A 26,535-nucleotide genomic window follows, 5' to 3' on the forward strand; every position below is an offset into this window, starting at 1 on the left:
ATGGCGGATATCTACCTCGACAATAACGCGACCACCATGGTTGATCCGGACGTAGTGGCCGCGGTGATGCCATTTTTCAGCGAGCAGTTTGGTAATCCATCATCGCTGCACAACTTTGGCAACAAGGTGGGATTTGCGCTCAAGCAGGCGCGCCAGTCGGTGCAGAACCTGCTGGGGGCTGAGCATGAATCGGAAATCATCTTTACCTCCTGCGGTACCGAGTCAGATTCCACGGCGATTCTGTCGGCTCTGAAGGCCTATCCGGAGCGTAAGGAAATCATCACGACCGTGGTGGAGCACCCGGCCATTCTGAACCTGTGCGACAACCTCGCCAGCGAGGGTTACACCGTGCACAAGCTCAAGGTGGACTCCAAAGGTCGGCTGGATCTCGATGAATACGCCCGTCTGCTCAGTGACAAGGTGGCGGTGGTATCGGTGATGTGGGCCAACAACGAAAGCGGCACCCTGTTTCCGGTGGAAAAAATGGCCGAGATGGCGGAAGCCGCCGATGTGCTGTTCCACACCGATGCGGTGCAGGCGGTGGGCAAGATTCCGATGAACCTGCAAGACACCAGCATCCATATGCTGTCGCTGTCGGGCCACAAGTTGCACGCTCCAAAAGGGGTCGGGGTGCTGTATCTGAAGCGTGGTGTGCGGTTCCGGCCGCTGCTGCGTGGTGGTCACCAGGAGCGTGGTCGTCGTGCTGGTACGGAAAACACCATCGGTATTGTGGGGCTGGGCAAGGCCTGTGAACTGGCCCTGCAACACATGGAATACGAAAACACCACGGTGGCGGCTCTGCGTGATCGTCTGCAGGCCGGCATTCTGGCAGCCGTGCCACATGCGTTTGTCACCGGTGATCCGTCTAACCGCCTGCCCAATACCCTCAACATTGCGTTCGAGTACATCGAAGGTGAAGCCATCCTGCTGCTGTTGAACAAGCAGGGGATTGCGGCGTCGTCCGGTTCGGCCTGTACCTCCGGTTCGCTGGAACCTTCCCACGTCATGAAAGCCATGGGCATTCCCTACACCGCTGCCCACGGCACCGTGCGTTTTTCCCTCAGCCGTTACAACACGGCGGAAGAAATCGAACGGGTGATCGAAGCGGTGCCGCCGATTGTGGCGCAGCTGCGCAAGTTGTCGCCGTACTGGGGTGCTAACGGTCCGATCGAAAATCCGGAACAGGCCTTTGCACCCGTCTACGCCTGATCCTGTTTTTCTATCCCCCGTACCTGGATGACTGTCACGGTCTCTGGATGGCAGTACCTGTACGGAAACACTTTGATGGCAGTACTTGATGGCAGCACTTTGACAGCAGGCAGGTGATGTATGAACCAGCAAACGCCCAAACCGGCCGTGATTATCGACGATACCACCCTGCGTGACGGTGAACAGAGCGCCGGGGTGGCGTTTACCGCCGAAGAAAAACTGGCGATTGCGCGTCAGCTGGCAGCGGTTGGGGTGCCGGAGCTGGAAATCGGAATTCCGGCCATGGGCGCGGAAGAACGCGAGGTGATGCAGGCCATTGCTGGTTTGCATTTACCGTCGCGGCTGCTGGCCTGGTGTCGCCTGTTTGATGCCGATCTCGACGCCGTGTGCGGCATTGATGTGCATATGGTGGATCTGTCGATTCCGGTATCGGACCAGCAGATTCGCCACAAGCTGGGGCGTGACCGTGGCTGGGTCGAAAGCCAGATCACGCGGCTGGTGCGGGCCGCTCGCGAGTTGGGATACGAGGTCTGTCTGGGTTGTGAAGATGCCTCGCGGGCCGATATGGATTTCCTTTGTCATCTGGCCGATGTGGCGGCTGCGGCCGGTGCCCGCCGTCTGCGCTTCGCCGACACGGTCGGCATTCTGGAGCCTTTCACCGTGCTGGAGCGTATTCAGCGCTTGCGCGCCCACAGTGATCTGGAGCTGGAAATGCACGCCCACGATGATTTCGGTCTGGCCACTGCCAACACCCTGGCGGCAGTACGCGGTGGTGCCACTCATATCAACACCACCGTGAATGGTCTTGGAGAACGCGCTGGTAATGCGGCGCTGGAAGAGTGTGTGCTGGGGTTAAAACACCTGTGTGGTATCGACACCGGCATCAATAGTCGCGGCGTACCGGAGTTGTCGGCACTGGTCGAACGGGCGTCCGGGCGTGCGGTTGGCTGGCAAAAAAGCATTGTTGGCGAAGGGGTGTTCACCCACGAAGCCGGTATTCATGTGGACGGCCTGATGAAAGACCGTCGCAACTATCAGGGCCTTGATCCCGATGAGCTCGGGCGTCAGCACCGACTGGTGCTGGGCAAACACTCCGGCAAACACATGCTGGAGCGTTCTTATCAGGAGCTGGGTATCGAGCTGCAAGGCTGGCAAGCGCCGGTGCTGTTGCAGCAGGTGCGGCAGCTGGTGACTCACCAGAAACGCAGTCCGTCCGGCGCTGAACTGCTGGCGCTGTACCAGAATTTGCAGGCACTGGCGCTGGATGCCGTGCCACTCAACCTTGATCGTCAGGGGGAGGGCAGCCCATGTCCGTTGCAATCACTCGCCAGTTAAAACAGCCGTCGCTGTGGGCCCAGTGCCGCGACGATATTGCCAGTGTGTTCCAGCGTGATCCGGCTGCCCGCACCCGTTTTGAGGTGTTAACCACCTATCCCGGTGTGCATGCGGTGATCGCTTACCGGGTTGCCAATCGCCTGTGGATACGCGGCTGGCGTTACCCTGCGCGCTTGTTGTCATTCCTGGCGCGGCTGCTCAGCAATGTGGATATCCATCCCGGTGCCACCATAGGTTCACGCTTTTTTATCGACCACGGTGCCTGCGTGGTGATTGGTGAAACCGCCGTGGTGGGAGATGACGTCACCCTTTATCACGGTGTCACCCTCGGAGGCACCAGCTGGAACCGTGGCAAACGTCATCCGACCCTCGAAGACGGCGTAATGGTGGGTGCCGGGGCCAAGATTCTCGGCAATATCACCGTTGGCAAACACTGCCGCGTCGGAGCCAATTCGGTGGTGGTGGAAGACGTGCCGGAAGGCTGCACCGTGGTCGGCATTCCCGGCAAGGTGGTGAAACTGCGTGAAGTTGGCAGCCTCAATCCCTACGGCATCGACCTTGATCATCATCTGATTCCCGATCCGGTGGGCAAGGCCATCAGCTGTTTGCTGGCACGGATCGACAGCCTTGAGGCACGGCTCGACCAGCGCAGCCGCGTTGAGCGTTACAGCGGCTGTGATATCGACAACAGCATTTGTGATCAGGACTGCGCGGGGGGTGAAGTACATCGCCTGAACCCGCGTGATCTCAGCGGTTTTCGCCAGGCGCGCAAATAACAACAGAGGAGCCGCCCACCATGGATCTGCAGGATTTTGAAGGTCAGGCAATGTACTTCGATGAGCCGATGCCCGCGGCGGTCAGTTCTCTGATCGAGGAAGCATCGCGCCGTTATGCCGATGGTATGGCCGAACCCTGCCTGCAGCGGGCGTATGCGCTGGCACCGGTAAACCTGTCGGTACTGGTGGCCATGTACCGGTTTTATTACTACCAGCACCGTCTGCGTGAAGCCATTGGTGTTGCGGAACAGGTGATGGCGGTGGTGGCACCGGGAATTGGTTTCCCCGAGCACTGGCGCAGCCTCTGTTTTAACGATCTCGCCAACGGCCTGATGGTGTCGTTCACGCGGGTGCGTTTTTACCTGCTGGCGCTCAAGGGCGCGGCTTACCTGCAGCTGCGGATTGGCAATATCGCCACCGGCGTTGAGATGCTCAACAAGGTGGTGGAATTCGACAGCAATGACCGCCTGGGTGCTCGTGCCCTGTTGCAATCCATGGGACCGGCGCTGATGCACGACGACGATGAACAAGCGCGCCAGCCGGCACCGCTGATGAGTTGTTAACCACATTCAACCGTTGACTACGGCCTGTTTCTGATGAGGAGAACACCAATGGAAATGTCGCTCGATATGGTTCGTGATGAGTCGATGGCGCTGGAAGACGCCCTTGATGAACTGGAGTCTGCGGAAGACTTCCTCGACTACTTTGGCATCCCGTTTGACCCCCGGGTGGTGCAGATCAACCGCCTGCACATCATGCAGCGCTACCACGACTACCTGACCAAAAGTGCCAGCTCGCTGCAACAGCATCAGGAGGATGAACCGGCTCTGCGAGCGGTGTATCAGGTGCTGCTGGAGCGAGCCTATCAGGACTTTGTTGATTCCGATGCTCTCACCGAAAAGGTCTTCAAGGTGTTCCGGATGCACGAACCACAAACGTCGTTTGTGTCCATCGACAGCCTGCTGGGGCCATAAGGGTTATTGGCGACTGGGGATAAACCGGGGCCGTAGCAACGCGGCCTGGCTCAACAGGAGAACCGCATGAAACCTGTGTATGAATACGGCGACGAGGTTCGTCTGATCCGTAATGTCCGCAACGACGGCACCTTTCCCGGCAAGGATGTTGGCGAGCTTCTGATTCGCCGGGGCGCTTGTGGTGTGGTGTACGACGTTGGCACCTATCTGCAGGACCAGCTGATTTACCGGGTGCACTTTCTGAATGACAACCGCACCGTGGGTTGCCGCGAGGAAGAACTGATCCCGGTAACAGCCCCCTGGACTGACAGCCGCTTTGAGTTCCGTGATGCCATTGTGGCTCGGGTGCGAATGTTCAGTGCTGGCCAGCAAGTTGTGGCTCCCGGTGATGCAGGGGAAGTGGCGCGGGTTATCCACGAAGACAACGGTGATCTCTGGTACTTCGTCAGTTTTGCCGACTACACCTTCCGGGTGCCGGAAGCCGCGATTGTTACCGCGGCGGAATGGACTGCCGAACAGGCCGACATCACCAACCCGGCGCTGGAGCACTGATATGAAACATCCGACATCCGACGCCTCCGTCAGCGATCCGGCCTTGCTGGCCTATCGGTTGTTACGCATTGCCGGAGATCGCTTCGGCTGCAACCCGCAGGAACTCGACAGCCAGCAACGCCAGGCCGCTGAACGTATTGCCGAGCGTGAGCAGCAGCTGGAAAAACTGGTGTTATCCAGTGCCGAAGCGCGCCAGGTGATCGTGAATCAGGCTAGCCTTGAACAGGCGCTGGAAGAAATTTGCCGCCGTTACGACAGTGTGACCGAGTTTCACGCGGCACTGGCCAGCCAGCAGCTGGAAGAAGCTGACTTGCGCCGGGTGCTTGATCGTGACTTGCGTATGCAGGCGGTGCTGGAGCTGGTGGGCAGTCGCGCTGCCGCAGTCGATGAAACCGAAGCACGGCTGTTTTATTACCTGCATCCGGAGCAGTTTGTTCGCCCGGAAATCCGCACTGCCCGCCATATCCTGATTACCGTTAACGACGACTACGCCGAAAACCGTGCGGATGCCGCCCTCAAGCGTATTCAACAGATTGGCCAACGCCTGCGCAAACACCCGGAGCGGTTTGCCGAGCAGGCCCTGAAACACTCCGAATGCCCCACCAGCCTCAACGGTGGCCTGCTGGGCGATGTGCGCCGTGGCACCCTGTTTCCGGAACTGGAAACCCGTCTGTTCCGTATGGCGGCGGGCGAGATCAGTGAGCCGGTGGCCAGTGAAATGGGCTGGCATCTGCTGTTGTGCGAAGCGATCCAGACGGAAGAACAGCTATCGCTGACCAGCGTCTTGCCACAACTGCTGGAACAGCTGCAGGAACGCCAGCGCAACAAGACCCGCAAAGAATGGCTGCAGGCTCGCATGGCGGCCAGCCAGACCAGACAGCCCAGTGACACGATCGCCTGATCGGATACCAAGGAGAGAGACATCATGTGCAGCGCTTCTGCCAATCCCTGCTGTTCCTTCTGCGGAGTCGAGAAAACTCCGGAAATGCCGCTGATTGCCGGTAACAACGGCCATATCTGTGAGCAGTGTGTAAAACTTGCCTATCAGGTGGTGCACAGCTGGGGGCAACGCAGCGTCAAGGTTCAGCCGGAGTTAAAAACCCCGGCAGCGATCAAGGCCTTTCTGGATGACTACATCATTGGTCAGGACGACGCCAAACGCACCCTGTCGGTGGCGGTATTCAACCACTACCTGCGCCTGTTGAATCAGGGCAAGGGAGATACCCGTCTGGGCCTGGCCAATGACCCGGAAGCGGTTGAGCTGGAGAAATCCAACGTGCTGATGGCGGGGCCATCCGGCACTGGCAAAACCCTGCTGGTGAAAACCCTGGCGCGGATTATCGGTGTGCCGTTTGTGGTCGGTGATGCCACCACCCTGACCCAGGCCGGTTACGTGGGTGAAGACGTTGATACCCTGCTCAAGCGTCTGGTGGATGCCGCCGAAGGTGACGTGCAGCTGGCGCAGTGGGGCATTGTGTACATCGACGAAATCGACAAGCTCGCCAAAAAAGGCGCGGGTGGTGCCAGCGTACGGGACATTTCTGGCGAAGGTGTGCAGCAGGCATTGCTGAAAATGGTGGAAGGTTCGGAAGTGAAAGTGCAACGCTCCGGCCGCCGCGAGGGCGGTGACGATGCCGTCATCAACACCTGGAATATCCTGTTTATTGTGGGCGGCGCGTTCCCCGGCCTCACCGAGCTTATTGGTGGTCGCCTGCGTCCGAAAAAAACCGGTATCGGTTTCAGCGCTGCCCTGAACGACGATCAGCACCCGTCCAGCGCGCGTCTGCTGGAAGCCCTGCAACCGGATGACTTGCAGGCGTATGGCCTGATTCCGGAATTTATTGGCCGCTTTCCGATTATCACCTTCCTGCAGGATCTCGATGTCGCCAGCCTCAAACGGATTCTGACCGAACCCCGTAATGCCCTGACCCGCCAGTATCGGCAGCTGTTTGCGTTCCAGAATGTTGAGCTGGAGTTCAGCGACGAAGCCCTGACCCTGATTGCCGAAGAAGCCGTCAAACGTGGCACCGGCGCTCGCGGCCTGCGTTCGATTATGGAAAACCTGCTGCAAAACACCATGTTCGACTTGCCGGGCCGGCCTGAACTCAGCGCTTGCCGGGTGCATGTTCAGGAACAGGAAGACGGCCCACGGCTGGTGGTTGAGGAGGTGCTGGTAGCACTGGCGGGGGAGTCGGGTGATGTGCCGATGAGTATCAGCCCGGCGTTGTCGGAGCGGCTGGGCAGCGAAGCCTGACAGGGAGCCCTGACCTACATTCACGCTGTTGGTGCAAAGATGTCATCCGGGCTTGCCCCGGAATGACACGTCCATTGGTACTATTTGGTACTATTTGGTACTATGATTTCACATTCATCCTAGATGTCCAACATAAGTGACACACGCTCTTTGGCTAAAAACTCGTACGGACTCCAGTAACCCAGTGCCTTTCTTGGGCGACAATTGATCCTGAACTCCAGTTCCTTGATAGCCTTGGTTGTCAGCTTGCTAATCTCGCTGCCTTTTGGCAAGTATCGGCGTAACAATCCGTTGGTATTTTCATTCAACCCTCGCTGCCACGAATGATATGGCTTGGCAAAGTAGCACTTTGCTCCCAGCTTCCTCGCAATACCTTCATGGCCTGCAAATTCACCACCATTATCAAAGGTGATGGTCTGGCACAGGCTCTGATAGGGGTTCAGCAGTTTGATGATGGCACGACTGACCGAGAGCTTGGTTTTACGTGGCACTCTCGCCACCAGAAACAGCTTGCTCACACGCTCCACCAACGTCACCAGATAACCATCCGGTGCATGAACAGTGTCCGCTTCCCAGTGGCCCATTTCGATCTTGAGATCAACGGAGGCAGGCCGTTCATCAATATCAACCCGATTAGGGATCAGGTGAGCTCCAGCAGTGTCTCCAGGGCGCTTACGATAGCGCTTGCCAGATCGAGGGAGACGGCTCTGCTGACCCTTGGCATGAACCCAGCGATAGATTGTTTGAAGACCGATGACGTGCTCACCTTGTTCCAGCTTAAACCGGTTGGCTATTTGCTCGGGAGAGAGATCCAGGCTCAGCAACCAGTCTATCTGTTGCCAGAGCGGCCGACTTTTTACTGAAAACTTGTGTGCGGTCACCCGGCACTTAATTGCTCGCTGTTGTGCATCGCAAGCCCGGTAGTCTGAGTCTGAACGTTTAAGCTCTCTGGAAATGGTTTTGTTGGAACGATTGAGTCGAGCAGCAATCTTCCGTGCAGACCAATTCAGTTCATGTAGTGCCTGAATCTGATATCGTTCATCCAGAGTCAGTTGGTTGTAGTGGTTGCCCATAGGTCACCCAGGCTGTTTGTGTGAGAGCTCATAGCCTACGGCCAACTGGCTCTCTTCATTAACACCTGTGTGTCACTTGTTCTGGGAATCTAGGCATCACTTCTATTGCGCTCTGTAGCCCTTCATAATTTCGGATAATATAAGTGCACCTGAAACCAATAATAAAAAGCCAATGTCCACTATTCCCAAATATGCCCTTTACGGTGAGAATCCAGAGCAGCGCTGGGCGCAGTCATTACATTACGAGCGTATCGCCCGCCGGGCCCGCCATTATCAATGGAAAATCCATCTGCATCAGCACGAAACCCTGATTCAGGTGTTATACGTTGAGGAGAAACACGGCACGGTGCATATGAACGGCCAGGCCATCGAGTTCTGCGCGCCCTGTTTTATTATTATTCCGGCCCATGTGGTTCATGGTTTCGATTTTGCGCCGGATATCGACGGTTATGTGATTACCGCTCTGCAGTCGCCACTGGAGTCTTCGTTAAAAATTACCGCCGCCGGTGCCCTTTCCATTTTTTCCCGTGGCGGTGTTATTGATGCCCGTTCCACCGAGCGTTTTTTTACCGAATGTGCCAGCCTGTTCGATATGATCAGTCGCGAGGCATTAACCACCTCGCTGTATAACGCCTCATCCGCCAATCTGCTGCTGTCGGCACTGCTGGTGAAATTATCGCGTCTGCAACAGACCGAAGAACTACCGCAGAAAAACGCGCAGAGTTCCCGCAAGACTGAACAGATCGAACGTTTTCGTCTGCTGGTACGCAAATCCCTCGGCACGCTGGTCAGCGTCGAACGCTACGCGTCGGAAATTGGTATCACCGCCAGCCAGTTGCGGCGGGTCTGTCAGGAGGTGCTGGGGGAGTCGCCGCTGAATATCATCAACGCCGAGATTATCCATTCCGCCCAGCGCGATCTGGCTTTTTCGACCATGACAGTGCAGGAGATTGCCTATTCCCTGGGCTTTGATGACCCGGCCTATTTCTCGCGCTTTTACCGCAATAAAACGGGCCAGACTCCTTCGGAGTTCCGCGAGCAGGTGCAGCTGCAATTGGAACACAGTCGTCCGGAGGCTGGCCAAGATCCACTCTGACCCTGACAGGACCAGTCAGAGTGGATTGAGAGCGCGGAAACCGCGCTGCCGGACGATCAGAAGCTGTATTTCGCCATCAGCTCGATTTGCTGACGATCCTTGAAAGAATTGCTGGTATCCGTCGGGTCGAGATCCCGCTTGCGCCATTCCAGACCGGCTTCCATGCCCTTGAACAGGGTATGAATCAGGTTGGCGTGGATAGAACGGTAGGAGGTATCGGCGGCGTCATCGACCTGCACGCTGGTCCACTTCACCGAACTGCGCCAATCAGCAGCCCAGACGTGGCGATACGACAGGTTCCAGCCTTTCTGGGCAACCTTGTCGCCATTCTCGACATCCGCACCGACACCGGTGAAAACGGCCAGACCGTGACCGGCATGGGCGTTGAAGCGGAGGTCATCCTGACCCAGCATCACCTTGGCAGCAACGCCAATCCCGGTGCCGTTTTCGTCGTTTTCCATCTGCCGGGAGCTGACCAGCAGGTTGAGCTGGGTGCCACCATCAAGGCTGAAACGATGGCCAATGGCCATATCAGGATATTCGGCATTGACGTTGGCCGGGTTCTGCAGCGAAATCCGGGTACCACCAAATTCCTGATGCACCAGGGTGGTACGGAAGGATGCCGCCGCCAGACTGCCGACATCGCCAGAGAAGTCGAGCAGGTCCGAGCCGATCACCCCCAGAAACTGGCCGGTCCAGTACTGGCCCATGGTGGTGTTATCCACCTTGACGTAGGTGTGGCGCATACGCCAGGCGCCGTTGGTGCCGTAAAAGTCACCCTCAATAAAGCCCTTGACCTGGTGCCCTTCCACCTCGGACAGCAGGGTAAAATTGAAACGGCTCTGGCGGCTGGTGGCAGCAAAACTGGCGCTGCCGACTTCGGGCTGGGTTGATACTGCCTCGGTCTTGATATAACCACCAAACGCCAGACGGGTGCCGTTATATTCACCCAGATCCAGTGCCAGTGCCGGAATCGTCAAAACCGAAAGCGCAGACAGAGCTGCCATACGGGAAAACAGTTTCATATGGTTTTTTCCTCTTGTTTTTATGCCGGTTTACCGGTTTTTTTGTTATTACAGCGGTCGTTACACTGCATAATGGCAAGCCCCGATCCTTCCGGTATATGTCACCGGAATACCAGCAGCTGCCGATATTGCGAACCTGCGCGTTATCAAATCGCCCTGCTATATTGGCAACCGATATACCGAATAATGGCAGTAGTAATCCTTGACAGACGGTTGATTACCGCTACCACATCGCTATTTATTCGACGTATATAGTTGCAGGGTGAGTCGATCAGTCCTGTATTCAGAGTGTCCTTAATTGCCCGTTGTCGGCCATACCTTCAACCCAGCGATTGAGGTCGCCCGCCGGTCGCACCAGTGAATTCTGCTGGGCCACAATATAGTCACCGGATGCTGCCAGATAGGCCGGAAAATCCGGATGACCATCACGGGCGGCACTGCGCTGCTCATAATCGGCCAGCGAGGCATATCCCCACAGGTGCACAAACTGGTTGATATCGCCAACGCTGGTGACATAACAGCCAAGCGGATGGCCCAGCGTCTGTTTCAGTACCGGCATGGCGAGGCGATCAAATACCTCAATAAACGCCTGCATCTTGCGCGGTTTGATGGTGTAGATCCGGACATCAACCAGCGGCATGGTCATGAGACACCTCCCCGACCGGCTCTGGTAAATCGGCAATGCCACCGATATGACGGCCAGTGATGTAACCAAAGGTCATGATCGGCCCTAGGGTAATGCCAGCCCCCGGATAATTGCCGCCCATCATGCTGCGCCGGTCGTTGCCGACCGCATACAGGCCCGGCACCGGCGCCTGGTTATTGGCCAGCACCTCACCGTAAACACTGGTACGAATGCCATCGAAGGTGCCAAGATCCCCCATCAACACCTTGACCGCGTAATACGGCCCCTTGCGCACCGGTGCCACGCACGGATTGGGGCGATTTTCCGGATCCGCCAGATAGCGGTTGAAACTGGTGGTGCCACGCCCGAACTGCTGATCCTGGCCTTCACTCGCACCGACGTTGTACTCACGCACCGTCTGTTCCAGCGTCGCCGCATCGGCGCCAATGGCGGCCGCCAGCTGGGCCAGGGTCTGACCGCGTTTGAGGTAGCCATTACGCAGGAACGGAGTAATCGGCATCGGTGCCGGTTTGACAAAACCAAGCCCGTATTTGCGCAATGCGGTCTGGTCGCAGATCAGCCACATCCAGGTGTCCTTGCCACGACGACTGGTGCGAATCATGTCGACACCGACATCGTGGTAGGAATTCGATTCATTGCAGAAGCGCTGACCGTCCGGTGTGACACCGATAATGCCGGGTTTGTAGCGGTCCAGCAGATGCGGAAAAACCGCCGTCTGGCCGCCCTGGGTTGGCACCAGTGACACCGGCATCCAGGCCGCCGCCTCCTTGAACACACAGTCAACCCGCACGCCCAGTTGTTCCACCATGCGGGCGCCGTCACCGGTATTGGTGGCCGGTACCGGCGAATGGTGTTCGCCACCGGCGCGCAGGTGCGGATAGGTACTGGCGAGACGCTGAACATCGTGGGAGAAACCACCGCAGGCCAGCACCACCGCACGGCTGGCGACAATATCCCGCTCACTGCCGTTGACCTTGACCCGCGCCCCGGTGACCCGGCCATTCTGCTCCAGCAGGCGCACCACCGGCGTCGAGGTAAAAATCGGAATCCCCAGATCCAGCGCTGATTTCGCCAGCCGTGCCGCCAGGGCATTGCCACTGGTGACGTTGGTGCCACGTCCGTATAACAGCAACTCCTTGATATGCACCCCCAGACGCTTGACCACGTACAGGAATGAGGTCAGCGAGCGGGTCGCGTTAAAGAAGTGTTTGAGATCCGCATTCGACGAATTGAACATCATGCCGATAAAGGTGATGGTCTTTAACGGCGGCCGCATCCGCTTCATGTCCTCACCCAGCTCTCGAATATCGTAAGGCGCCGCCAGAATCGAACGACCGATATCAACACCGCCAGGGGCATCCGGGTGATAGTCCGGATACAGGGTCGGCACAAAGGCAACGCGGGTATGGTCCTCGAAAAACTCCACCATCTCCGGCCCCTTGGCCAGAAACGCCTCTACCTGACGGGCGTCATAAAACTCGCCGGTCTCGTGGCGCAGATACTGGCGGGCCTTGTCTATGCTGTCGTCGGGTGCCTGCTTGCGACCGTGGCGATTGCCCGGTATCCACAACACCCCGCCTGAAAAGGCCGTGGTGCCACCAAATACCGCGTCTTTCTCAACCACAACGACATTCAGTCCCAGTCGACGGGCGGTAATGGCGGTGGCCAGACCACCGGCACCGGCACCGATCACCAGCAGGTCACAATTGCCTGGAAGTTCACTCATATTGTTCTCCTTGCTGCTCAGGCTTTGGCACTGAAACCGGGACGCGGAATCAGGTGCATCAGCATGTTGTCGAGGCCACCATCCACCACCAGCTCGGTGCCATTGATATAGGATGAGCGTTCGGAGAGTAAAAACAGCGCGGCGTTGGCGATATCCTCAGGGCGACCGATACGACCGCAGGCGGTCATCTGTTCACGGGCTTCGGTAATACCGGGATGGGCGTAGAAGGGTTCTGACAAGGCGGTACGGATCATGCCCGGACAGATCACATTGCTGCGAATCCGCTGCGCTGCCAGCTCCACGGCCAACTGCCGCGACAGCAGCGTGACCCCGGCCTTGCTGGCGCTGTAGGCACCGCTGCGTGTTTGTGGCATCAGCGCCGCCACCGAGGCGATAAACACCAGCGACGCCGCCCCGGCCTGGGTCATCAGAGGCACCAGCGCACGGGCACACATCAGCGAACCGGTGAGGTTGACCTGCAACACCCGGTTCCAGTCATCCAGACTGACCTCCAGCAGCGGCCCGGCCCGCAAAATACCGGCGCAGTTCACCAGCCCGTCGAGCTGACCAAAACGCCCGGCAATGGCAGCAGCAGCACTGGCCACTGACGCTTCATCGCCAATATCACAGCCCAGCACCAGGCTGCGCTCGCGGGCAGTCTCCGCCTCGACCAGGCTCTGGCAACCGTCGGTATTGAGATCCAGCAGTGCCACCCGCGCCCCTGCCTGCAACAGCTGACGGGCGACTGCCGCGCCGATACCGCTACCGGCACCGGTCACGGCATAGGTGCCGGACGCCAGCCCCAGCCACTCGATCTTGTGTACATCACTCATGATTATTCCTCTTGATATGCCTTTGGCGGCCGCACGAATCCGGCACGCCTGTTGGAATGCACGACATTTTTTATCAGTGATTATGGATACCGGCCGTCAGGGCCGAATATATCCGGATTAAATACGGATCAGCGCGATAACATGCCCAGCGCCAATACCGGAAACATGACCAGCAACGCCAGCCGGACAATATCCGACAGCACAAACGGAAATACCCCCCGGAATATCCGTCCGACCGGCACATCCGGCAGCATGGATTTGATAACAAATACGTTAATACCCACCGGAGGGGTAATCAGCCCGACCTCAACGGTAATCACCGCCACAATACCGAACCAGACCGGATCAAAACCGGCATCCAGGATGACCGGCAATACCACCGGAATGGTCAGCAGCAACATGGCCAGACTGTCCATCACGCAGCCCAGAATCACAAACAGCCCAAGCACCATAAACAGCACGGCATACGGCGGCAGCCCGAGTCCGCCCACCCACTCGGCCAGGAAAAACGACACCCGCGACACCGACAGGAAATAACCGAAGATCTCGGCCCCGATGATCATGAAAAAGATCATGGCCGACAGCGACAGGGTTTCTTCCAGTGCCTCCATAAAACCGGGCAGACGGACGCCCCGGAACAAGGCGATCCAGAAGGTGATAAAGGCACCCACCGCCGCCGCTTCGGTCGGGGTAAAAATACCGCTGTAGATGCCCCCGATAATCAGGGCAAACACCCCCATAAAGGGCATCACACCGCGCAGGCCACGCAATTTTTCGCCCCAGCTGGTCGGTGTACCCGGTTGTGCCAGATGCGGATAGAAATACACCAGCAAGGCGATGGTGACACAGTACAGCAACAGCCCGACCAGCCCCGGAATCAGACCGGCCATAAACATCTCACCGACCGACTGCTCGGTAATCAGGGCATACAGCAACAGCGCAATACTGGGCGGAATCATGATGCCGAGGGTGCCACCGGCGGCCAGCGTACCGGTCGCCAGGGAGTCGGCGTAACCATGCTTGCGCATTTCCGGCAGCGCCACTTTCGACATGCTGGCAGCGGTCGCTACCGACGAGCCGGAGATGGCCGAAAACACACCACAGGACACCACCGCTGCCAGCGCCATGCCACCGCGCCAGCCACCAAACAGGGTGCGGGCAGCGTTGAACAGCTCACTGGACATATTGGCCTTGGAGGCCAGAATCCCCATCAGGATAAACATCGGAATCGGGCTGTAACTGTAGTTACTGAGCACCTCGAACGGACCCGCCTCGAGAATGGCCACCGCCGGTTCAAACGCGACGATCAGACCAAACCCCAGCAAACCGGTGGCCGCCATCGCCAACGAAATCGGACAGCGCAAGGCAATAAATACCAGCATCGCCGCCATACACAGCAGCCCCAGCAATGGCGCACTCATACATGCACCTCCTGATGGTGTTCACGATGACGCAGCAGACGGATACCGGCCAGCACCGCTTGCAGCGCCACCATCACCAGAATCAGCGCCGCCGGACCATACAGCCACTCCAGTGGCCACTGCAGATCCTGGGTTTTTTCGGCATTCAGGCGCGCCATTTCAGCAGCATCGGTAAAACGCCAGCACAGCAAGGCCGCCAGACCACCAAACAGCACCAGATAGATACCATCGAGAATATCCCGATAACGGCTGTTCATGGCCGCCGTAAAGATATCCACAATAATCTGGCCTTTATCCACGGCATGGGGAAACGCCAGCAACATGGCAAACATCAGGCCAAAACGGACCATTTCGATACCACCGGAAAAGGTCATATCAATGGCGCCATCGCTGATACCAAACAGCCAGCGCAACGTTACGTCAGCGCAGATAATCAGCATAATCACAACCAGTATCAGGGCCGCCAGCCGGTACATCAGTAAGGATATATATCCGGGTATTTCTGCAATATTCATTTGAATTCACTCCCGATATGGGCGACCACGCCAAAACCATTCCTGCCAGCCCGAAGGCAGCATAAATCACAAGGTTTGACGGGGTCGCGGGATCAGTTCAGGGAAATAGAACGGTCGCCGGTATCAGGACTCACAACGGTCCGACACCTGCAGGGCATGCTGGTAGATTTCACCCACCTTGATGCCCTTGCTCTCCAGCTCAGTGGCGTAATGTTTGACGGCAGCATCGACCACCGGTTTCCAGGCCGGATTTTCCACCCCGCCTTCAACGGTATGGATTTCGTGACCGAGGGCGCGCGCCTGCTCAACCCCGTTGATATCCAGCACATCGTAGGCAGCACCGAGCTTGCGAGACCACTCGACGCCGGAGTTACGGTCAATCACGGCCTTGAGATCGGCCGGCAGGCGCTGGTAGGTGCGGGAGTTCATGGTGGCAACAAAGGCCAGAGAATAGAGTCCGATTTCCGTGTGTTTATCGGCCAGCTCGTTCAGCCGGAACGACGTCATCGCCTCCCACGGCAACGCCACACCATTGATCACCCCACGCGACATGGCGCCGTACATTTCCGGTGCCGCCAGCCCCACGGGTTCGGCGCCCAGCCCTTTCAGCAGCTCACCGGCAACCACGGTCGGCCGCCGGATCATCATGCCTGCAACATCGTGCGGCTCCTTGACCAGTTTGCCTTTGGTGTGAATATGTCCAGGGCCATGGGTGAACATGAACAGCACATGGGCATCGTCGTATTCGCCCTTGAAAGTACCTTCCTGATACAGATTCTGGACCACACAGGAACCCTGCTCACCGGTCTGGACAATACCCGGCAGCTCGACAATCTGGGTGATCGGAAAACGGTTGGCGGTATAACCCTGAATCGACACCCCGACATCGGCAATACCCTTCACCACCGAATCATAGGTCTGCACCGCTTTGGCCAGAGTCTGGGCCGGGTACATTTCGACACGGATACGACCGTTGGAATCGGCCTCAACCTGTTTGGCCCAGGAATCCAGGGTTTTGGCAATACCTGAAGTTGCAGGCCAGAAATGGGCAAAACGCAAATTAACTTCCGCTGCCGTCGCCGCTGAGGACCAGCCAAAGGACGAAACCGACAACACCGAAGCAACCACGACCGACAGTTTTTTTATTGTACTTTTCATATGAGACCCCGCGCCCGATGGCCAGCCACCGGGACACTCTGATTATTATTCTGAAGCCCTGAAAACCGGGGCAGCCTTTTCGAGCACTCGAAAAACCCCATGAATACTGGACCAACGGAGACTGCTCACCAACATCAGCAACAAGTAGCGTCGGGCAGTACGGCTAATCTAGAGCCAGACAGCCAATAGCAAAATTCACAAACTACGCGTTCAACAGGATTTTTCGCGCATGGCTTGTTTTGATAACGATAACAGCTGGAAGAGATGCAACAGAACAGGCCAGCGAAAACTGGATAAAAGCCAGAGCGGGGCGGGAGATTGCTATGAGAGGGGCTTTGGCGGTTTCGGGAATACACTCTCACCGGCAAACACTGAATATCCGGCATTCAAAAATGAATGGCCGGTTTCCCGGCCCTTCAGGATAACTCAGGCGGGCAGTTTGAGGTCGGCGGCAATCATTTTGAGCCAGACGTCAAGGCGTTCTTCGGTCTGGCCGGACTGGTTGTCGAGGTCGAGGGCGAGGCCGACGAATTTGCCGTTACGGACGGCTTTGGATTCGTTGAACTCGTACCCTTCGATTGGCCAGGCGCCCACACAACGAGCGCCGCGTTCGCTGAAGAAATCGTACAGTTCGCCCATGCCATCCAGAAACTCGTCCGGATAACCGACCTGGTCGCCTAGTCCAAAAATTGCAACTGTTTTGCCCGTAAAATCCATGTCTTCGATTTTGGGTAGAAATTCTTCCCAGCTTTCTGCCTCACAGTCGGCAGACAGGCCGGGAAGTTCGCCTTCTCCGAGAGTAGGAGTGCCAATCAGCAGATAATCGTATGCCGCAAAGGCTTCCGCCTCGGTACGATTCACATTAAGCGGTGCGTCCATGATCTCGTCGTCGAACTTCTTCTTGATCATTTTGGCGACCTTGCGGGTTTTGCCGGTGTTGCTGCCGAAGAATAAACCAACCTGGGCCATGGCTAACTCCTTGTGATGGATTCAGAAACAAAAGCGGGAAAGACGCCGGTTAAACGACCAGTCTGTCATTACTCCCCGTGTGTAATCTGCTTTTGCACGTGCCATGCCACAATCTGACCGCATTGATCACTTATAAGTATCTGATTTATTTGTTATTTTGAGATTCGTTAAAAATATTTGTCGGTGATGCAACAAGCGCTGTCGCGGTGCCGGTGGCTTTCTGTGCGGAATACGACAGAAATCATGAGTTGTTGCGGATTTTCACAGTAAGGTGACCGCCATGTGCGCCACTCTCTGGTTATGTGTGCAAAATAGACACAAGAGTCGTAGGTTTAACCGGTTATTTTTGTCAAGATTCAGCATTCCTGTTACATAAGTTAACAAATAGCGCGTTAATATAAATGCCACATCTGTTCGCACATCAGGTCGTTTTGTTCCGATAGCTGAATACCCAACTGCAATACCCGTTGAAAGGAATCTGTATGACCAACTCTGTGTTTGCTGCCCGTCAGCGCTCCTGGTCGGGGGTTGCCCTGGTTTTATCCGGGTTGTTAGCTATTGCTTTATTGATACCCTCTACGCGCTTTCAGGCCTGGCATGCCTGGTGGCTACATCCGGTGCCAGCGTTCTGGATTCTGGTTGCGCTGCTGCCAGCACTGGTGTTGCTGGTGATCCTTATTTCCCATCGTTATTACGCTCTGCGCGACCGTGAACGGCTGGCACTGCTGGATAACATCGTGGATTCCATGCCGGATGTGGTGTTTCTGAAAGATCTGGATGGTGTTTACTGCATTGCCAACCAGCGTGCTCGCACCGGGACGGGCATTGATCCACTGAACAAAACCGATTTTGAACTGTTCGAGCCCGATGTTGCTCGTCGTCACCGCGATGTTGATCTGGAGACCATTCGTCTTGGCAAAGGTCATCGCAATGAGGAATGGGTCAGCACTCGAGATGGCAAAAAACTGCTGCTGGAGACCAGTAAAACGCCACTGTACAACGCTATGGGCCGTTGTATAGGTGTTCTGGGGGTCAGTCGCGATATCACCGAATTGCGCAAGGCCCAGAACAATCTGGAGCATATTGCTCATCACGACGCTCTCACCGGGCTCGCCAACCGTACCCTGCTAAGCAAGAAATTCGATTTTGCCTTGCGCCTGGCCCGTCGTCGCGATGAGCCGTTAGCGGTAATTTTCTTCGATCTTGATCGCTTCAAGGACATCAACGACACCCTTGGCCACGACGTGGGCGACCTGTTGTTGCAGGAAGTGGCGCTGCGTCTGCGTCGTAATCTGCGCGACTCCGACCTCTGTGCCCGTCTGGGGGGCGATGAATTTATTCTGGTGTTGCCAGGCTCGGGTGAACGAGAAGAATTGCAACGCAAGGCCAATCAGCTGCTGCGTGCAGTGTCGCGCCCGTATGAGATCAAGGGCCATGTGCTTACCGTGTTTGCCAGCGCCGGTATCAGTATCTTCCCGGAAGACGGCCGTGATGTTGAAACCCTGATCCGCCATGCCGACGCCGCCTTGCATCAGGCCAAGGAAAACGGCCGCAACGGCTTCTTCTTTTATGAGCGTTCCCTCACCGATAGCCTCTATTCCCGTATGACGCTGGAGCAGGACCTGCGCCACGCCCTGGAGCAACGTCAGTTCACCATGGTATATCAGCCGCAGTTCCGTCTTGGTGAGGCACGTCCGCGGCGTGTCGAGGCTCTGATGCGCTGGCACCATCCACGTCGTGGCAATATTTCACCGCTGGAATTTATCGCCATTGCTGAAACCACCGGCATGATCATCGAGATTGGTGAATGGGCGATGGAAACCGCCTGCCGTCAGTTCCTGACCTGGCGTCAGCAGAACGTGCGACTCGACAAGATTGCGATCAACGTGTCAGCCATCCAGATCAACTCCGGCTTTGCCGACCGGGTGTTGCTGCTGTTGAAGGAGCTCGATTTTGATCCGCGCAGTCTGGAGCTGGAAATCACCGAAACCGCCATGATGAGTGGCATCATCGAAGTGAACCGCCAGATCAACCAGTTGCGCGCTCACGGTGTTGAGTTCTCCATTGATGACTTCGGCACCGGTTATTCATCGCTCAGCAAGATCAAGTCGATGCCGGTCTCGTTGCTGAAAATCGACCAGTCGTTTGTGCGCGACATCAACGACGACATCAACGACTACGAAATCGCCCGTGCGGTGATCCTGATGGCCAAGAGTCTGGGTCTGACCGTGGTGGCGGAAGGGGTTGAGAATCAGGCCCAGGAAAGCACCCTGCAGCGACTCGGTTGTGACTGGGTGCAGGGTTATCTGTACGGCATGCCTCTGACCGGCGAAGCGTTTGTGGAAACCTATCGACAGAGCTGAGTGCAAACACACGCCCGTCGCCGCTACTTCCCCTGCGACCAACTGATTTGGGTGCAGTGATTGTCCTGATGGTGTGAGTCAGTCACAATCGCTGCAACTTCAAAGCAGACATATCCGAATTCCATGACGCAAATCCGTTACAGCGACGATGGTGTAGAACGCCAGACGTTGCGCCAGTACACCGAAAGCGCCTATCTCAACTACTCCATGTACGTGATTCTCGACCGTGCCTTGCCGCATATCGGCGACGGTCTGAAGCCGGTTCAGCGTCGTATTGTGTACGCCATGAGTGAGCTGGGTTTGCGTTCCACCGCCAAGTACAAGAAGTCTGCGCGTACCGTCGGTGACGTTCTGGGTAAATACCACCCGCACGGTGACAGTGCCTGTTACGAAGCTATGGTGCTGATGGCTCAGCCGTTTTCGTACCGTTATCCACTGGTGGACGGTCAGGGGAACTGGGGTGCGCCGGATGATCCGAAATCCTTCGCTGCTATGCGTTATACCGAATCCCGCCTGTCGGCGTTTGCCGATGTGTTGCTGGGTGAACTGGCACAGGGCACCGTCGATTGGCAGCCAAACTTCGACGGCACCATGGATGAACCGGCGACGCTGCCGGCGCGTTTGCCACATGTGCTGATCAACGGCACTACCGGTATTGCTGTAGGTATGGCCACCGATATTCCACCGCACAACGTGCGTGAACTGGCCAGTGCCTGTATTCATTTGCTCGATAATCCGGACGCAACTCTGGGGGAATTGTGCCAGCTGGTGCCGGGCCCGGATTATCCGACCGATGCCGAAATCATCACCCCACGTGACGAAATGCGCCGCATGTATGAGTCCGGCAAGGGCTCAATCAAGATGCGTGCCGTGTACAGCGTCGAAGACGGTGAGATCGTGATTACCGCACTGCCACACCAGACCTCCGGTGCGCGGGTGCTGGAGCAGATTGCGGCGCAGATGCAGGCCAAAAAACTGCCTCTGGTAACCGACCTGCGTGACGAGTCCGACCACGAAAACCCGACCCGTCTGGTGGTGGTGCCGAAGTCTGGCCGTGTGGATGTGGAAGCGGTGATGGCGCACCTGTTCGCCACTACCGATCTTGAGCGCAACTACCGTGTGAACATGAACGTGATTGGTCTGGATGGTCGTCCACAGGTGAAAAACCTGCACACCATGCTGACCGAATGGCTGACCTACCGTACTGCAACGGTACGTCGCCGCTTGCAGTTCCGTCTCGACAAGGTGCTGGCGCGCCTGCATATCCTCGAAGGTTTGCTGGTAGCTTTCCTCAATATTGACGAGGTGATTGCCATCATCCGTCATGAGGAAGAGCCGAAGCTGGAGCTGATGAAGCGTTTTGGTTTGAGTGAAACCCAGGCCGAAGCCATCCTCGAACTCAAGCTGCGCCACCTGGCCCGTCTGGAAGAGATGAAAATCCGTGGTGAGCAGGACGAGCTGGAAAAAGAGCGTGATTTTCTGGAGAAAACCCTCGGCTCCGAGCGCCGCCTGAAAACCCTGATCAAAAAAGAAATCAGCGCCGATGCTGAACAGTACGGTGATGATCGTCGTTCGCCGCTGGTGACCCGTTCCGAAGCGCGCGCCATGACCGAAGCCGACCTGGTCAGTAACGAGCCAGTGACCGTGATCCTGTCGCAGAAAGGCTGGATTCGTTCGGCCAAGGGCCACGATATTGATCCGGAAAAACTCAGCTACAAGTCGGGCGACGGCTTCCTGCAAGCCCTGCCGGGCAAAAGCAGTGAACAACTGGTGCTGCTCGATGACACTGGCCGCAGTTACAGCCTTGCTACTCATACCCTGCCGTCGGCACGAGGGCAGGGTGAACCACTGACAGGCCGCCTGAACCCGCCTGCTGGTGCCTCGTTTGTGCAGATGGTAATGGGTCAGGATGCCGACCAGTATCTGCTCTGTAGTGATGCCGGTTACGGTTTTGTCAGTACGCTCGGCGATATGCAAAGCAAGAACAAGGCAGGCAAGACCCTTATCAGCCTGCCGGACTTCGCGAAGGTGTTACCGCCGCTGAAAGTACCGGCGCTGGACGATCTGTGGCTGGCAGTGGCCAGCAACGATGGTCGCCTGCTGGTATTCCCGCTGGCGGATGTGCCGCGACTGGCCAAGGGCAAGGGCAACAAGCTGATGGCCATCAACACGGCCACGTCTGCCGAGCGTGAAGAATATCTGGTGGCAGCGGTGGTGTTCTCGGCGGCCGACACTCTGCTGGTGCATGCTGGCAAACGCCATCTGAAGCTGCGTCTGACCGATCTTGAGCACTATCAGGGTGAGCGTGGTCGTCGTGGCAACAAACTGCCACGCGGTTTCCAGAACGTTGAACGGATTGAAATCAGCAACGCTGAGTAATATTCGGCTCAGATAGGCAGGGCCGCCGGATCGGAATGATCCGGTGGCTCAGGCCAGATTCCCCAGATCTTCATCCATCCGGAACATGACCACCTGATTACGCCCGCTGTTTTTGGCGGTATAAAGGGCGGTATCGGCCTGGCAGGTTATAACATCGACTGACACCGTTTGGCGCAGTGGACTGATCGCAATCCCGGCGCTGATCGACATACGGATTTCCAACCCCTCGTGCTGTAACGGTGTGCCGCTGATATCGGCACGTAGTCGGTCGACATGTTCGTGTATCGATTGCAGATTGGCATCTGGGAAAATCAGGGCAAACTCTTCACCGCCGTATCGAGCGATACAGTCGCTGCTGCGCTGACACAGGCGTGACAGTTGATTGGCGATCCAGCGCAGGCATATGTCTCCTACCGGGTGTCCCCAAGTGTCATTCACCTGTTTGAAGTGGTCGATATCCACCAGAACCAGCGCCAGCCGATTGTTGTTGCGCCGCGCCCGCTGTAATTCCCGCTCCATATGCAGATCAAAATATCGGCGGTTGGCGACACCGGTCAGGGCGTCGGTGACGCTGAGATTGGCCAGTTCGCGGTTGGCTTGTTCGAGGCTGCGGGTCAGCTGTTGCAATTCACGAGTACGTTCACTGACCTTGAGTTCAAGCTCGCGTTTGGCCGTCTGTTCGATCTCCAGCATCCGCGCCTGGGCATTCAGTGCTGCCTCCCGTTTTTCACCAATTTCTATTTGTAGTTGGTAAGCCTGTTCGAGCGCGCTATCGCGTTTTGTGCGGTCTTCGTTGATGCGGGCTGCCAGCGCCACTGCCAGCAGGATACTTTCGGTCACGAATCCAACAATCACCGAATACTGCGTCAGTGTTGTATAGGGCAGGTACCCCTTGAGGCTTATCAGGGAAATAAAGGTGGTTACAATCAGAGTGATCCAGGCCACCATAAAATAGGTCGCGGCGATGATCCGACGGCGGATCAGCGTTGCAGTCATCACTAATGAAGCCAGTAATGACACCAGCGCCAGTAGATCAACGATACGAGCACTGAAGTCGAAGCCGACCAACAGTAACAGCAGGTTGAGACTCCATACCATTACAAACAGGTCATTGGTATTGAGCCAAAAATGGCTGTGCTGGCGCAAGTCGAGAAAATAACGGACAAACAGTGTTGCAAACAAAAAGCAGGCGTTGATACCAATATCGTATGCATGTCGCGACCACCAGTCGTGCCCGCCCCAGATCATATAATGGCCAATACCGGTGACGGCCAGCAGGTACAGCAGTACCGAGGCCATATAACAGCAGTAGAAGAAATAACTACGATCGCGGGTAAACAGGGTGACGGCAACGTTGTAGAAAAACAACGCCATAATCATTCCCAACGCCAGTACATAAAATGCCAGGTTGGACAACTGATAACGATTGAAGTCTTCTTCCGGCCACAGGTACAGGGGGGCAAATAGCAAATGGCTGGATTGTACTTGTAACAACACATCTCCGTGGCTCTGGGCATCAATCACTACGGGGAACAAAATCGTGCTGTTATTCATAAATAGTTGTTCTGGTGGTACGGAAACACCTGCCTGGTAATGGGCAACATCGGTTACCTGGTGGCTGTATGAGGACTCACTATTGGCGCGAAATGCCTGATAAAAATCAACCCGATAGAGGTTGTTCCAGCGTACTTCCAGTAACCAGGTCTGGCGCGTTGGCTGTGGGTTAAAAAATCGTAAACGCACCCATACCTGTTCATGACTATTACCAAAACTCAGGCTGGGGGTTTGAGGGGTTTGCCAGTTCATAAAGACTTCGTTATTGAAGATTTGCAGTGCTGATGTGCTCTCTTCAAACGAATACTGGACCTGGCTGGGGAGGATTGTGATCATTCCAGGCTGATTAACAGCAAAGGTCTGATTGGCCGTCGGAATATCCGGTAGCCCATCTTCCGGATGCTCTTCCGGATGCATTACCAAGGCCTGTACCTGCAGCACGCTTGTCAGCAACAACAGTAGCAGTGTTACGCTCAGGGCAGAGGGTCGGGTCACAGGATCAGCCTCTGTTCGGGACTCCTGATAGCATAGCCCTTTTGCTGTAATGTTAAATCCTCACCGACGGTTGGTCGGAATACAGATCACTTTTCGGTATCTGTGCCTGGTACTTTTGTTTCCTGTACTTCAAACAGGCGGAAACAGAATTCCTTGGTGGTCTTGTTCTTGCGTTCGTACCAGTTGGCCGGGATCACCAGGGTCAGCGCTGTTTCATGTTCCATATAGACGACGGCACCCGGCAGCAGGGTCAGCTGGTCAATCGCGGGTTGCAACAGGCCGCAGTTGAAGGGGGGGTCGAGAAACACCAGATCCCAGGGTTGTGGATGCTGGGCCAGCCAGTGCAGGGCATCACCAGCCCAGACCTGGGCATTACGCGCTTGCAGGGTTTGAAGGTTTTCCCGCAGCTGCAGGGCCGCTTTCGGGTGTTTCTCGAGGAATACCACCTCACGTGCCCCTCGTGACAGGGCTTCGATGCCCAGCGCACCGCTGCCGGCGAAGGTATCCAGCACACGTGCACCTTCGACGTCGAACTGTAACCAGTTGAACAGGGTTTCACGAACCCGGTCGAGGGTCGGACGCAGGCCGTCGATGTCGGGAAAACGTAACCGGCGGGAACGCCACTGGCCACCAATAATGCGCAACTGTTGGGAAGGTAGTTTGCTCAACGGAACACTCGTTTACTGCTGAAATCGCGATTTCGTCGAATGGTAGGGAAGCTGTATCGGAATGTCGAATCTTCCTGCACAGACTGTCCTGTTCCGACAGATAAAAAACCCGATGGCGTTCGAATGGTGGTAGCATACCGCGGTTTCGGAAAACCGGCCGTTTTGTACGGTAGTTTGACCGGATTTTCAGCCGTTCAGGACAATCTACACCATCCAAGCTGACAGAATTTATCATGTTCGATTTTTTCAAACGCAAGAAAAAAGCGGCCGCCGAAGCCGCCGCCGCGGAAGCTGCTGCCAAGGCAGCCGAAACCGCTGCTGCTGCTGAGCAACCGCAAGCGGATAACAGTGCTGCGGAAGAAGCCGCCGCCGCAGAAGCCGCCGCCGCAGAAGCCGCCGCCGCAGAAGCCGCCGCCGCAGAAGCCGCTGCCGCCGCAGAAGCCGCTGCCGCCGCAGAAGCCGCCGCCGCTGCAGAAGCTGCTGCCGCCGCAGAAGCTGCCGCTGCCGCAGAAGCTGCCGCTGCCGCAGAAGCTGCTGCCGCTGCCAAACCTCGTGTCGAAGAGCAGAAAAAACCGGGCCTGTTTGCCCGTATCCGCGCTGGCCTGAGCCGCACTCGCAGCAGCCTGACCGATGGTCTGGCCAACCTGCTGCTGGGTAAAAAGGTTATCGACGATGACCTGATGGAAGAACTCGAAACCCAGCTGATCATGGCCGACGTGGGGGCCGAAGCCACCGCTGCCATCATGGCGCGTCTGACCGAACGCGTCAGCCGCAAGGAGCTGGGTGATTCCGACGCACTGTACAAGGCCCTGATCGAAGAGCTGAAACAGAGCCTTGATGCCGTTCAGCAGCCGCTGGTGCTGCCAAAAGACAAAAAGCCTTACGTTATCCTGATGGTGGGTATCAACGGTGTGGGTAAAACCACCACCATTGGCAAACTGGCTCGTCAGTTCCAGCTGCAAGGCAAGAGCGTGATGCTGGCCGCTGGTGATACCTTCCGTGCCGCAGCGGTTGAGCAGCTGCAGGTCTGGGGTGAGCGTAACAAGGTGCCAGTGATTGCCCAGCACACTGGTGCGGATTCTGCGTCCGTACTGTTCGACGCCCTGCAGGCCGCGAAGTCTCGTGGTGTGGATGTTCTGATTGCCGATACCGCCGGTCGTCTGCATACCAAGGACAACCTGATGCAGGAGCTGGAAAAAGTGGTGCGGGTGATGAAAAAACTCGACCCGGAAGCGCCACATGAAGTCATGCTGGTGCTGGATGCCGGCACTGGCCAGAACGCCATCAACCAGGCGCGCCAGTTCCAGCAGATTGTCGGTGTAACCGGTCTGACCCTGACCAAACTCGATGGCACCGCCAAAGGTGGTGTGATTTTCGCTCTGGCCAAACAATTTGGTCTGCCAGTGCGCTACATTGGTGTAGGTGAGGGTATCGAAGATCTGCGTCCATTCAACGCCGACGAATTCATCCGTGCCCTGTTTCAGCGAGATACCCAGGGAGACTGATTACGGTGA

General features: G+C 56.7%; 23 protein-coding genes. 12 read left to right on the forward strand and 11 right to left on the reverse strand.

The genetic code is table 11. The features are described 5' to 3' along the window. The 8 genes from nifS to clpX all read left to right on the forward strand — a co-directional run bounded on the left by nifS (position 1) and on the right by clpX (position 7,100). A complete protein-coding gene (nifS, locus tag OUO13_RS10575) occupies positions 1-1,209 on the forward strand; it encodes a cysteine desulfurase NifS (protein WP_283173854.1) in 1,209 nt (402 codons plus the stop codon). Between the two features lie 120 nt (positions 1,210-1,329). Next, complete coding sequence (gene nifV / locus OUO13_RS10580) at positions 1,330-2,544, forward strand: homocitrate synthase (protein WP_283173855.1); 1,215 nt, start codon at positions 1,330-1,332, stop codon at positions 2,542-2,544. Continuing rightward, on the forward strand, positions 2,517-3,320 hold the full coding sequence (gene cysE, locus OUO13_RS10585) for a serine O-acetyltransferase (protein ID WP_283173856.1): 804 nt from the start codon (positions 2,517-2,519) through the stop codon (positions 3,318-3,320). Before nifV ends, cysE begins: the two co-directional genes overlap by 28 nt. A gap of 20 nt (positions 3,321-3,340) precedes the next feature. After that, positions 3,341-3,883, forward strand: coding sequence for a hypothetical protein (locus tag OUO13_RS10590; protein WP_283173857.1), 543 nt, complete (start codon positions 3,341-3,343; stop codon positions 3,881-3,883). Between the two features lie 48 nt (positions 3,884-3,931). Next, positions 3,932-4,294, forward strand: coding sequence for a nitrogenase-stabilizing/protective protein NifW (gene nifW, locus OUO13_RS10595; protein ID WP_283173858.1), 363 nt, complete (start codon positions 3,932-3,934; stop codon positions 4,292-4,294). A gap of 66 nt (positions 4,295-4,360) precedes the next feature. Continuing rightward, on the forward strand, positions 4,361-4,846 hold the full coding sequence (locus OUO13_RS10600) for a nitrogen fixation protein NifZ (protein ID WP_283173859.1): 486 nt from the start codon (positions 4,361-4,363) through the stop codon (positions 4,844-4,846). 1 nt (position 4,847) lies between these two features. Further along, positions 4,848-5,747 (forward strand): nitrogen fixation protein NifM, encoded by a 900-nt coding sequence (nifM, locus tag OUO13_RS10605; protein WP_283173860.1) that lies wholly within the window; start codon positions 4,848-4,850, stop codon positions 5,745-5,747. A 24-nt stretch (positions 5,748-5,771) separates the two neighbouring features. Continuing rightward, positions 5,772-7,100, forward strand: coding sequence for an ATP-dependent Clp protease ATP-binding subunit ClpX (gene clpX, locus OUO13_RS10610; RefSeq protein ID WP_283173861.1), 1,329 nt, complete (start codon positions 5,772-5,774; stop codon positions 7,098-7,100). 119 nt (positions 7,101-7,219) lie between these two features. Here the strand turns inward: clpX and OUO13_RS10615 are convergent, their stop codons facing one another. After that, on the reverse strand, positions 7,220-8,173 hold the full coding sequence (locus OUO13_RS10615; RefSeq protein ID WP_283173862.1) for an IS30 family transposase: 954 nt from the start codon (positions 8,171-8,173) through the stop codon (positions 7,220-7,222). Positions 8,174-8,345: 172 nt separating this feature from the next. Here OUO13_RS10615 and OUO13_RS10620 point away from each other — a divergent pair, with 172 nt between their 5' ends. Then, positions 8,346-9,269 carry a helix-turn-helix domain-containing protein gene (locus tag OUO13_RS10620; RefSeq protein WP_283173863.1) on the forward strand — a complete coding sequence of 308 codons (924 nt, stop codon included), beginning with the start codon at positions 8,346-8,348 and terminating at the stop codon, positions 9,267-9,269. 56 nt (positions 9,270-9,325) lie between these two features. Here OUO13_RS10620 and OUO13_RS10625 read toward each other — a convergent pair whose 3' ends face one another. From OUO13_RS10625 to OUO13_RS10660, 8 genes are all read right to left on the reverse strand, one after another. Beyond that, the gene (locus tag OUO13_RS10625; RefSeq protein WP_283173864.1) at positions 9,326-10,294 is read right to left on the reverse strand and encodes a hypothetical protein; all 969 of its coding nucleotides are present in this window, start codon (positions 10,292-10,294) and stop codon (positions 9,326-9,328) included. A 283-nt stretch (positions 10,295-10,577) separates the two neighbouring features. Further along, positions 10,578-10,940, reverse strand: coding sequence for an NIPSNAP family protein (locus OUO13_RS10630; protein ID WP_283173865.1), 363 nt, complete (start codon positions 10,938-10,940; stop codon positions 10,578-10,580). Continuing rightward, complete coding sequence (locus OUO13_RS10635) at positions 10,921-12,666, reverse strand: FAD-dependent oxidoreductase (protein WP_283173866.1); 1,746 nt, start codon at positions 12,664-12,666, stop codon at positions 10,921-10,923. Before OUO13_RS10635 ends, OUO13_RS10630 begins: the two co-directional genes overlap by 20 nt. Before the next feature lie 17 nt (positions 12,667-12,683). After that, positions 12,684-13,499: an SDR family NAD(P)-dependent oxidoreductase gene (locus tag OUO13_RS10640; protein WP_283173867.1), complete on the reverse strand. Its 816-nt coding sequence runs from the start codon at positions 13,497-13,499 to the stop codon at positions 12,684-12,686. A gap of 128 nt (positions 13,500-13,627) precedes the next feature. Further along, positions 13,628-14,920, reverse strand: coding sequence for a TRAP transporter large permease (locus tag OUO13_RS10645; RefSeq protein ID WP_283173868.1), 1,293 nt, complete (start codon positions 14,918-14,920; stop codon positions 13,628-13,630). Then, complete coding sequence (locus OUO13_RS10650) at positions 14,917-15,435, reverse strand: TRAP transporter small permease (protein WP_283173869.1); 519 nt, start codon at positions 15,433-15,435, stop codon at positions 14,917-14,919. The genes OUO13_RS10645 and OUO13_RS10650 overlap by 4 nt, the downstream gene beginning before the upstream one ends. Before the next feature lie 123 nt (positions 15,436-15,558). Next, positions 15,559-16,593: a TRAP transporter substrate-binding protein gene (locus OUO13_RS10655; RefSeq protein WP_283173870.1), complete on the reverse strand. Its 1,035-nt coding sequence runs from the start codon at positions 16,591-16,593 to the stop codon at positions 15,559-15,561. A 426-nt stretch (positions 16,594-17,019) separates the two neighbouring features. After that, on the reverse strand, positions 17,020-17,562 hold the full coding sequence (locus tag OUO13_RS10660) for a flavodoxin (protein ID WP_283173871.1): 543 nt from the start codon (positions 17,560-17,562) through the stop codon (positions 17,020-17,022). A gap of 482 nt (positions 17,563-18,044) precedes the next feature. Between OUO13_RS10660 and OUO13_RS10665 the strand changes: the two genes are divergently transcribed. Both OUO13_RS10665 and parC read left to right on the forward strand, forming a co-directional pair. Beyond that, positions 18,045-19,925, forward strand: coding sequence for a putative bifunctional diguanylate cyclase/phosphodiesterase (locus OUO13_RS10665; RefSeq protein WP_283173872.1), 1,881 nt, complete (start codon positions 18,045-18,047; stop codon positions 19,923-19,925). Between the two features lie 123 nt (positions 19,926-20,048). Continuing rightward, positions 20,049-22,304, forward strand: a complete 2,256-nt coding sequence (parC, locus tag OUO13_RS10670; protein WP_283173873.1) for a DNA topoisomerase IV subunit A — start codon at positions 20,049-20,051, stop codon at positions 22,302-22,304. A gap of 48 nt (positions 22,305-22,352) precedes the next feature. Here parC and OUO13_RS10675 read toward each other — a convergent pair whose 3' ends face one another. Then, complete coding sequence (locus OUO13_RS10675) at positions 22,353-24,353, reverse strand: sensor domain-containing diguanylate cyclase (RefSeq protein WP_283173874.1); 2,001 nt, start codon at positions 24,351-24,353, stop codon at positions 22,353-22,355. Between the two features lie 86 nt (positions 24,354-24,439). Then, on the reverse strand, positions 24,440-25,021 hold the full coding sequence (gene rsmD, locus OUO13_RS10680) for a 16S rRNA (guanine(966)-N(2))-methyltransferase RsmD (RefSeq protein WP_283173875.1): 582 nt from the start codon (positions 25,019-25,021) through the stop codon (positions 24,440-24,442). A gap of 233 nt (positions 25,022-25,254) precedes the next feature. On the opposite strand from rsmD, the gene ftsY reads away from it, so the two are divergent. Next, the gene (ftsY, locus tag OUO13_RS10685) at positions 25,255-26,526 is read left to right on the forward strand and encodes a signal recognition particle-docking protein FtsY (RefSeq protein ID WP_283173876.1); all 1,272 of its coding nucleotides are present in this window, start codon (positions 25,255-25,257) and stop codon (positions 26,524-26,526) included. The last annotated feature ends 9 nt before the right edge of the window (positions 26,527-26,535 follow it).

This window comes from Parathalassolituus penaei, from assembly GCF_026626885.1.
GTDB classification, from domain to species: Bacteria; Pseudomonadota; Gammaproteobacteria; order Pseudomonadales; family Oceanobacteraceae; genus Oceanobacter; species Oceanobacter penaei.

Excerpts from the sequence above, each read along its gene's own strand:
- OUO13_RS10635 (WP_283173866.1), bottom strand. The coding sequence starts at position 12,666 with ATGAGTGAACTTCCAGGCAATTGTGACCTGCTGGTGATCGGTGCCGGT.
- cysE (WP_283173856.1), top strand. The coding sequence starts at position 2,517 with ATGTCCGTTGCAATCACTCGCCAGTTAAAACAGCCGTCGCTGTGGGCC.
- OUO13_RS10600 (WP_283173859.1), top strand. The coding sequence starts at position 4,361 with ATGAAACCTGTGTATGAATACGGCGACGAGGTTCGTCTGATCCGTAAT.
- nifS (WP_283173854.1), top strand. The coding sequence starts at position 1 with ATGGCGGATATCTACCTCGACAATAACGCGACCACCATGGTTGATCCG.
- nifW (WP_283173858.1), top strand. The coding sequence starts at position 3,932 with ATGGAAATGTCGCTCGATATGGTTCGTGATGAGTCGATGGCGCTGGAA.
- OUO13_RS10640 (WP_283173867.1), bottom strand. The coding sequence starts at position 13,499 with ATGAGTGATGTACACAAGATCGAGTGGCTGGGGCTGGCGTCCGGCACC.
- OUO13_RS10645 (WP_283173868.1), bottom strand. The coding sequence starts at position 14,920 with ATGAGTGCGCCATTGCTGGGGCTGCTGTGTATGGCGGCGATGCTGGTA.
- OUO13_RS10630 (WP_283173865.1), bottom strand. The coding sequence starts at position 10,940 with ATGACCATGCCGCTGGTTGATGTCCGGATCTACACCATCAAACCGCGC.
- nifV (WP_283173855.1), top strand. The coding sequence starts at position 1,330 with ATGAACCAGCAAACGCCCAAACCGGCCGTGATTATCGACGATACCACC.
- OUO13_RS10660 (WP_283173871.1), bottom strand. The coding sequence starts at position 17,562 with ATGGCCCAGGTTGGTTTATTCTTCGGCAGCAACACCGGCAAAACCCGC.
- OUO13_RS10615 (WP_283173862.1), bottom strand. The coding sequence starts at position 8,173 with ATGGGCAACCACTACAACCAACTGACTCTGGATGAACGATATCAGATT.
- OUO13_RS10650 (WP_283173869.1), bottom strand. The coding sequence starts at position 15,435 with ATGAATATTGCAGAAATACCCGGATATATATCCTTACTGATGTACCGG.
- parC (WP_283173873.1), top strand. The coding sequence starts at position 20,049 with ATGACGCAAATCCGTTACAGCGACGATGGTGTAGAACGCCAGACGTTG.
- OUO13_RS10655 (WP_283173870.1), bottom strand. The coding sequence starts at position 16,593 with ATGAAAAGTACAATAAAAAAACTGTCGGTCGTGGTTGCTTCGGTGTTG.
- OUO13_RS10625 (WP_283173864.1), bottom strand. The coding sequence starts at position 10,294 with ATGAAACTGTTTTCCCGTATGGCAGCTCTGTCTGCGCTTTCGGTTTTG.
- OUO13_RS10665 (WP_283173872.1), top strand. The coding sequence starts at position 18,045 with ATGACCAACTCTGTGTTTGCTGCCCGTCAGCGCTCCTGGTCGGGGGTT.
- nifM (WP_283173860.1), top strand. The coding sequence starts at position 4,848 with ATGAAACATCCGACATCCGACGCCTCCGTCAGCGATCCGGCCTTGCTG.
- OUO13_RS10620 (WP_283173863.1), top strand. The coding sequence starts at position 8,346 with ATGTCCACTATTCCCAAATATGCCCTTTACGGTGAGAATCCAGAGCAG.
- ftsY (WP_283173876.1), top strand. The coding sequence starts at position 25,255 with ATGTTCGATTTTTTCAAACGCAAGAAAAAAGCGGCCGCCGAAGCCGCC.
- OUO13_RS10590 (WP_283173857.1), top strand. The coding sequence starts at position 3,341 with ATGGATCTGCAGGATTTTGAAGGTCAGGCAATGTACTTCGATGAGCCG.
- clpX (WP_283173861.1), top strand. The coding sequence starts at position 5,772 with ATGTGCAGCGCTTCTGCCAATCCCTGCTGTTCCTTCTGCGGAGTCGAG.